The organism is Streptomyces palmae (assembly GCF_004684805.1).
GTDB classification, from domain to species: domain Bacteria; phylum Actinomycetota; class Actinomycetes; order Streptomycetales; family Streptomycetaceae; genus Streptomyces; species Streptomyces palmae.
In genome coordinates, this window is sequence record NZ_SRID01000357.1 from 1 (window position 1) to 7,133 (window position 7,133).

General features: G+C 69.9%; 7 protein-coding genes and 2 pseudogenes. 6 read left to right on the forward strand and 3 right to left on the reverse strand.

Going from position 1 to position 7,133, the window contains the following annotated elements; all coding sequences use genetic code 11:
- The 4 genes and pseudogenes from E4099_RS26500 to E4099_RS26515 all read left to right on the forward strand — a co-directional run.
- Window positions 1–300, forward strand: a 300-nt coding sequence (locus E4099_RS26500; RefSeq protein ID WP_135341650.1) for a helix-turn-helix transcriptional regulator, incomplete at its 5' end; no start/stop codon positions are given.
- 146 nt (window positions 301–446) lie between these two features.
- Entirely contained in the window at window positions 447–842 is a 396-nt protein-coding gene (locus tag E4099_RS26505; protein ID WP_135341651.1) for a GNAT family N-acetyltransferase, read from the forward strand.
- 290 nt (window positions 843–1,132) lie between these two features.
- Window positions 1,133–1,811, forward strand: a pseudogene (locus E4099_RS26510) (MBL fold metallo-hydrolase); the annotation flags it as partial.
- Between the two features lie 179 nt (window positions 1,812–1,990).
- The gene (locus E4099_RS26515) at window positions 1,991–2,476 is read left to right on the forward strand and encodes a DUF6939 family protein (protein WP_245245189.1); all 486 of its coding nucleotides are present in this window, start codon (window positions 1,991–1,993) and stop codon (window positions 2,474–2,476) included.
- Window positions 2,477–2,481: 5 nt separating this feature from the next.
- On the opposite strand, the pseudogene E4099_RS35275 reads toward E4099_RS26515, so the two are convergent.
- Together E4099_RS35275 and E4099_RS26520 are read right to left on the reverse strand one after the other, a co-directional pair.
- Window positions 2,482–2,675: pseudogene (locus E4099_RS35275) on the reverse strand (IS982 family transposase); the annotation flags it as partial.
- 69 nt (window positions 2,676–2,744) lie between these two features.
- Complete coding sequence (locus tag E4099_RS26520; RefSeq protein ID WP_135341653.1) at window positions 2,745–3,683, reverse strand: AraC family transcriptional regulator; 939 nt, start codon at window positions 3,681–3,683, stop codon at window positions 2,745–2,747.
- Window positions 3,684–3,757: 74 nt separating this feature from the next.
- On the opposite strand from E4099_RS26520, the gene E4099_RS26525 reads away from it, so the two are divergent.
- A complete protein-coding gene (locus E4099_RS26525; RefSeq protein ID WP_135341654.1) occupies window positions 3,758–4,576 on the forward strand; it encodes an NAD(P)H-binding protein in 819 nt (272 codons plus the stop codon).
- A gap of 363 nt (window positions 4,577–4,939) precedes the next feature.
- Here E4099_RS26525 and E4099_RS26530 read toward each other — a convergent pair whose 3' ends face one another.
- Window positions 4,940–5,446, reverse strand: a complete 507-nt coding sequence (locus E4099_RS26530) for a MarR family winged helix-turn-helix transcriptional regulator (RefSeq protein WP_135341655.1) — start codon at window positions 5,444–5,446, stop codon at window positions 4,940–4,942.
- Between the two features lie 68 nt (window positions 5,447–5,514).
- Between E4099_RS26530 and E4099_RS26535 the strand changes: the two genes are divergently transcribed.
- Window positions 5,515–6,744 carry an MFS transporter gene (locus tag E4099_RS26535; RefSeq protein WP_135341656.1) on the forward strand — a complete coding sequence of 410 codons (1,230 nt, stop codon included), beginning with the start codon at window positions 5,515–5,517 and terminating at the stop codon, window positions 6,742–6,744.
- Window positions 6,745–7,133: the final 389 nt, after the last annotated feature.

A 7,133-nucleotide genomic window follows, 5' to 3' on the forward strand; every position in this document is an offset into this window, starting at 1 on the left:
CTCCGGGAACTGCACGACATCCTGCGCGCTGACCCGGCCGACAACCGCTCCCTCGACGACCTCGGACGCCAGATCGGTGCCAGCGCCCGCACCCTCTCCCGCCGCCTCCGCGACGACCTCGGCCTCACCTACCCCCGATGGCGCACCCAGATCAGGCTCCACCACGCCCTCATCCTCCTGGCCGACGACGCCCCAGTCACCGCTGTCGCCCACCGATGCGGCTGGTCATCCGCCAGCGCCTTCATCGACGTCTTCCGCCGCGCCTTCGGCCACACCCCCGGCACCCGCCCCACCGCCTGACACAGACCTCGGCCAGCGCACGAGCCGTCAAGAGTCGCTGCGGGGTTGACAACGACAGTGAGGCTCTCTCAACGGTGACCCTTGTGATCATTTCCCGTCCTGCCTGCGGACGAGGACCCGGGAAGGGGACGGTCTACGCTCGCGCCATGACGATCACCTATGAGTGGCGGGGCGACTTCGACAACGTTGCGGTCAATGCGCTGCACGCAGAGGGCTTCAACCATCCGGCCGCGGATGTCGATTGGCTGGCACGGGTGCGACGCCACAGCCTCGGCTGGGTCTGCGCACGGGATGGTGGTGACCTCGTCGGCTTCGTCAACGTCGTATGGGACGGCGGCGTTCACGCTTTCATCCTCGACACTGTGGTCGCGGGAGGCCGTCGCCGGTCCGGGATCGGAGCCGGACTCGTCGCCGAGGCCACCCGGCAAGCCCGTGAAGCCGGATGCGGATGGCTTCACGTCGACTTCGAGGACGACCTGCGGTCCTTCTACTTCGACGCCTGCGGGTTCAAACCGACGAGGGCGGGTCTCATCGCGCTCTGAGCAATCTCGCCGCACGATGCCCCGACCTTGCCCCGACCTTGGATCTCGGTACACACGAGCGCGACCGAGCGCGCATCGGCGAGCACGGACCGTTCCTGGAGCACGTCTCCGGCCGGGCGCTGCCGGCCACCGTCGGGCCAGGCGCAAGGGCGGATCGCCGTCACAGCCAAAGTCGCCCGTGGGCGGTGGCGGGTAGGCGCCGCCGGGCCGGGTACTCCGTGGGGGTCAGGACGCCACCTCTCGTCCCGTGCCACCACAGACCGGTCCTCTCCCGTCGGGCAAGGAGTGCCATGGCCGACTTCGACGACTCCGCCGTTGATCTGCACTTCATCGGTAACGCGACAGTCCTGCTGCGGTACGGCGACCTCACCGTGCTGACCGATCCCAACTTCCTGCACCGCGGCGAGCGGGCCCACCTGGGCTACGGGCTGTCGAGCCGCCGTCTCGTCGGGCCGGCCCTGGAACCGCGGGAGCTGCCGCGCCTCGATGCCGTGGTCCTCTCCCACCTGCACGGCGACCACTGGGACCGCGGGGCCCGGCAGCACCTGGACCGGTCGGTGCCGATCGTCACCACTCCGCACGCGGCCCGCCGTCTGCGCACCTGGCAGGGCTTCCGGCAGGCCGGGGGCCTGCGCACCTGGGAGAGCTGCACCCTCCGGCAGGGCGACACAGGTCCGGGTGACGTCACTGCCGGGCCGCCACTCCCTGCAGCCCGCGCTGCGGCGCCTGCTGCCGCCGGTGATAGGCAGCATGCTGGAGTTCGGCCCCCACGGCGGCGCGGTGCGGCTGCGGCTGTACATCTCGGGTGACACCCTCCTCTTCGACGGCCTGGAGGAGATCGCCGGGCGCTTCCCCGGCGCGGACCTCGCGGTATTGCACCTGGGTGGCACCACCCTGCCCGGCGGTTTCATGGTCACCATGGACGGCGCGCAGGGCGCCGAACTCGCCCGCCGTCTCGACTACCGAGCGGACCGGTCTGCTCCCCCTGTCGGTCGCATCTCCAGGGCCAACTTTGTCAGTGGCATCGGCGATGCTTGGTGGCTCATGTCCCCGAAGCAGGGAGCCTTCAGTTGTCGATCCGTGTTGCCGGCCGTCGCCGTGCTATGGCGTCGCTGACCTCCGCGTTCCCTGGCGCAGAGGTCATCGATGTGACCTCGAAGGCACCGGAACCGTGGGTGCGGCTGAGTCCGTTCTACCCGCACGGCGGGATCCCGGTCCCCTACTGCGAGGGAGTGACCAGCCAGTCTGTAGAGGGGATCTGGCAGGCCCTCAAGGTCTTCGAGGATGCCGACGTCGACCCCACAAGGCTCAGGATCACCACGATGAAGGGGCTGAAGCGGACTGTGCGTCGATACGGCCCTGTCCGGGGGCACCGCACCGGTCTGGACGGTGACCAGCTACTGCCCTACGAGACGGCCCGGCGTCGGATCTACCTGCCTGCCTACCGATGGGTCCTTGAACACCGCGTCACCGAGCTGGTCGAGCGGCTCCGCGGCAAGAAGGATGTCGTACTCCTGGACTACACCACCAACGGCGACGTCACCAATCCCGCCAGCCCCCTCTCCCACGCCGCGCTCATCCAGCTGCACATAGAAGGGCGCTGGCCTCGAGAAGATGACATAGACGTCTTCTGACGTGGTCAGTGATCGAATGCGATGAGTGACCTGGGGTGGGTGCGCCGGTCTGGTGGTCGTGCCTGATGGCCGCGGCCATCAGGCACGAGGCGCTGGGCGACGCGGATGGCGACGCCCGCGCAGCTGCGGCCGTCGTCGTCTTCAGGCCGAGCTGCCCCTTGAGGGGGTCATTGACCGGCTCGATCAGCTGCCGGACCTTCGTGAACTCGGCTCTCCCCAGCGGACCTGATCCCGCAGCTGGGAGCCACGACTTTCCCTCCGGATGTTCCTAAGGTCTGCTCCGATGAGCAGACGGCGCCATTCCCCGCACCCGCTTGAAGGCCACGCTGAAGGCGAACCCATCCGCATACCCGACCTCCTTGCCCACTTCCGCCACCGTCGTGCCCGGCACCCGGAGCCGCTCGGCGGCCAGCGCCATCCGCCAGTCGGTGAGGTAGGCCAGCGGGGGCTTCCCTACCAGGGCTGAGAAGCGCCGGGCGAACGCGGTGCGGGACATGCCGGCCTCGGCCGCGAGGGAGGCGACCGTCCACGGCCGCGCCGGCTCCTCGTGGAGCCGGCGCAGTACGTGCCCGATGTCCGGATCGGCGAGGGCCTGGTAGCCGGGGGGCGGGGCGGCGCCCGGGTGTGCGAACCACGTCCGTAGGGCCCTGACGAGCAGCAGGTCCAAGAAGCGGTCCAGGACGATCTGCTGCCCCGGCTCGTCCTGCTCGACCTCAGCGGCGATCAGGCCGAGGAGCGCGGAAAGAGCGGAATCCGGGCGCACGATCGTGACCGGCGGGAGCGCGTCGAGCAGCGGCCGGCACAGATCCCCACCACCCCGGTATCCGGCGGTGACCAGGAGATCCGTCGCGCTGCCCGCCGCGTCCCCAACGGTGCGGCCAGTCACTCGCCAGTTGCGCCTCGCTTCCCCCGGATCGCCGACGAGGGTGCAACGGTCGGCGCCGTCCACCAGCACCCGCACCTCGCTGCCCGGCCGATCCACGATGTCGTAGGGCGACCGCGTCCGCACGAGCGCGATGGTGCCCTGCGGCAACTCGACCGGTTCGCCCTCGGCGGGCACGAGCCACGCGTCGCCGCGCAGCATCGCACTGAGTGTCAGCGGTGCCGGATCGGTGAACCGCATTCCCCACGGCGGCACGCTCACCGTGCTGCAGAACACCGCCCCGCGTGCCCTGACCCCGGCGAGGTAGTCGTCAAGAAGATCCATGCTGGAACGATCGCACATGGATCTGGCCGTCTCGGCCATGGAACGTCCCGGGGAACCCCTGTTGACTGACGGACATGACACAGATCCTCGTTCTCGGCGCCACCGGCAAGACCGGCAGTCGCATCGTTCCCCGCCTCACCTCCCTCGGGCACACCGTCCGCTCCGCTTCCCGCTCGGCGGAGATCCGCTTCGACTGGGCCGACCGTTCCACCTGGGACCAGGCCCTGGCCGGCACGGAGGCCGTGTACTTCGTCCCGACCGAAACACTCGGCCTGCCCGAACGTGCCGAGCTGGTGAGCCGGGCGAAGGCGGCCGGGGTCCGACGGATCGTCCAGCTGTCGGTACGCGGCCTCGACGCCGACGGCGGCGTACCGGAGACGGAGGCGGCGGTCCGCGATTCGGGGCTGGAATGGACGATGTTGCGGCCCTGCTGGTTCTCGCAGGACTTCTCCGCACCGGACTTCTTCCTCCCGGCGGTCCTGGCCGGTGAGCTCGCGACTCCCGCCGGGGATGGCCGTGAACCCTTCGTCGACGTCGAGGACATCGCCGACGTCGCGGTGGCCGCCCTCACCGACGACGGCCACGCGGGCAGGATCTACGAACTGTCCGGTCCCCGCGCGATCACCTTCGCCGAGGCCCTCGCCCTCATCGGCGCTGCTGTCGGCCGCGAGCTGCACCACCGCCACCAGGACCCGGCCGACTACGTCGCCGCCCAGGTCGCGGCGGGCCACGCCATCGCGGACGCCGAAGCCGTCGCCGCCTTCCTGGACGGCATACGCCTCGGCGAGGACGACTACATCAGCACTGGCGTACAGGAGGCACTCGGCCGCGCCCCACGTTCCTTCGAGGACTACGTGCGGACGGCAGCGCCCACCGGGGTCTGGAACCCCTGACCAAGCCGGTGCGAGCCCAAGGGCCGGTCTTGAAGACTGGCCCTTGGCTTCGCAGGTCCCCCGTTGGAGGTCTGGCTCGGCCGCCGCGATGCGTTGACGGTCCGGCCAGGACCGTGGACGGCTCACATCGCGCGGCCGCCCCTTCCCATGCGGGCGGGCGACAGACCGCGACGACGTCCCGCTCCAGGACCGCGTGGCCGCCGCGCTCGTCCTGCTCCACGCGCAGCCACGACCAACTCAGGGTGACTGCGAGCTTCTCGCCGACCGGGGAGGACGCGAGTCGCCAGTTTCACACCCCGACCTGGGCCTCCCGGCAGCGAGCCGCCACCACATGGTGATCGATGTCGGCTCGCCATCGACGGTTCAGCCGCGAGCCGCGGACCGTCCAGACTCCACATGGACCAGCATGCGCTTGAGCAGGGCGATCAGGAGGTCCTGGTCAGCGTGGTCGAGCGGTTCGACCATGGCTTCCTCGGCCGCTCCCTGAACCTTCATGGCGGCGTACCAGCGAGTGTGTCCGAGTTCGGTGAGTTCGATGTCGACGCGGCGGCGGTCTTCGGTACTGCGGATCCTGCGGATCAGGCCCGCTTCCTCCAAGGTGTCGAGGCGGCCGGTCATTCCGGCTGGAGAGATCATCAGTTCGGTCGCCAGTTCCGAGGGGGTGGCGTGCCACGGTTTGCCGCGTGAGGCGAGGCGGTGCAGCGTCTCGAACTCGAACTTCTGGAGGCCGACTTCGGCGAGAACTTCGTGCTTGCTGTGACTGGCGTGCTTGGTCAGTAGCTGCATCCTGGTGATGATCGCTTCGGCTCGCTCGTCGAAGGGCGCCTTGTTGCGCCAGCGGGCGATGTGTCGGTCGACGGAGTCCTCCATCCCTTCAGTATGCTGGCCCGCAAGTATTTCGCTAGCTAAAGATTAGCTGACGAAGTACTGTGCGCGTCATGACCTCTGCGATTCAGCGGTTGCTGGTGGGCCGCACCGTTGCGGCTCTGGCGACCGCCCTGATCCCGACCACACTCACCCTCGCGGTTGTCCGCACCGGCTCGGCCATGGACCTCGGCCTGGTGCTGTCCTGCGAGCTGCTCCCCATGCTCGTCCTGCTGCCCGTCGCAGGTGTGGTCGCCGACCGCTTCCCACCGCAGCGGGTCGTACTCACCGCGGACCTGATACGCGCCGCCGCGCAACTCGCGATCGGCGCGGAACTGCTCAACGGCCGAGTGCGGATCCTCGATCTGGCCCTGCTGTCGGCGATCACGGGCGGGGCCGTGGCCTTTGGGACACCAGCCGTCCGCACGCTGGTCGCCGCTGTAGTGGCCGGACCCGAGCGCCTTCGGATCAACGCGCAACTCGGGGCCGCGCAAGGGCTCGCTCAGATCGCGGCTCCCGCAGCCGCCGGCGGCCTGATGCTGCTGGTGGGGGCCGGCTGGTCCTCCCTGCTCACCGGCATGCTGTTCATCGCGTCCGCCACCACTCTCGGCGGCATGCGGCTACACCGCCCCCTCCAGCGCGCCAAGCGAAGCACCTTCCTGGGAGAACTCCACGAGGGGTGGGCCGAAACCCGCCGCCATCCCTGGTTCCTGGCCAACGTCCTCGGACACGGCGTGTGGCACCTGGCGGCGGGCTTCCTCCTCACCCTGGGCCCGATGATCGCCGTACGTCATCTGGGCGGGGACACCGCCTGGGTCGTCATCGCAGAAGTCGGCACGGTGGGGATGGTCGCCGGTATCTACGCCGCCTCTCGGCTGCCCATGCGCCACCCCCTGGTCGGCGTCGCCGTGGGCGCCGCCGTCTTCGCGCTCCCGCTGGCGGCGTTCGCCCTTCTCCTACCGACTGCGATCATCGCGACTGCCTACTTCGTGGGGATGTTCGGAGTCGGCCTCCTCAGCCCGCTGTGGGAAACCACCATGCAACGCCGGATCCCCCAAGAAGCCCTCGGGCGCGTGGGGTCGTTCGACACGCTGATCTCCTTCGCGGCCCGACCGCTCGGTCTCGCCATCGCCGCCCCTGTCTCGGCAACCATCGGGACCACGACTCCACTGCTCCTGGGAGCGGCATTGGTGATCATTGCAAATCTCGCCATACTGCTGCTCCCCGACGTCTGGGAGAGGCCCAGCGCACCGAGCTCACCCGCCGGGCGAACCGGCCGGCAAGACGCGACACGAGCCGCGTAGGCTGCGGCCCGGCTGCGCACAGGCGCCGAGCGGGCCTCACGGACGGCCCGCGGCGGCTGCGGCATGCGCCCGGGGCAGCCGGTGGGCGGCCCGATGGCCAGACCGACGGGCACGCGCAGGTGGGCCGCCGGCGAGGGCAACCGGACGGGCACGGGCCCCCGCCAAGAACAGCGGTGAAGCAACGAGCGGTCGGCCCCGGGTGGCTAGCCGGCGGCCGGACGGCGGCCCGGCGTCGCGGCCCAAGACCCGGATGGGGCGGTGAGAAAGATCGGAAGACGACAGAGGCGGCATCCGGAGCGAGGCCCCGCAGGACAGGGGCTGGCACGGCAGCGCACTCCCCTGTTTCTGATCGCCGTCGGAGCCCGTGCCGGTACGTCGCTCCCTCGCCC

Bases quoted from the DNA above. Each gene is read 5' to 3' on its own strand.
- E4099_RS26535 (WP_135341656.1), top strand. From the start codon at position 5,515: ATGACCTCTGCGATTCAGCGGTTGCTGGTGGGCCGCACCGTTGCGGCT.
- E4099_RS26505 (WP_135341651.1), top strand. From the start codon at position 447: ATGACGATCACCTATGAGTGGCGGGGCGACTTCGACAACGTTGCGGTC.
- E4099_RS26525 (WP_135341654.1), top strand. From the start codon at position 3,758: ATGACACAGATCCTCGTTCTCGGCGCCACCGGCAAGACCGGCAGTCGC.
- E4099_RS26530 (WP_135341655.1), bottom strand. From the start codon at position 5,446: ATGGAGGACTCCGTCGACCGACACATCGCCCGCTGGCGCAACAAGGCG.
- E4099_RS26520 (WP_135341653.1), bottom strand. From the start codon at position 3,683: ATGGATCTTCTTGACGACTACCTCGCCGGGGTCAGGGCACGCGGGGCG.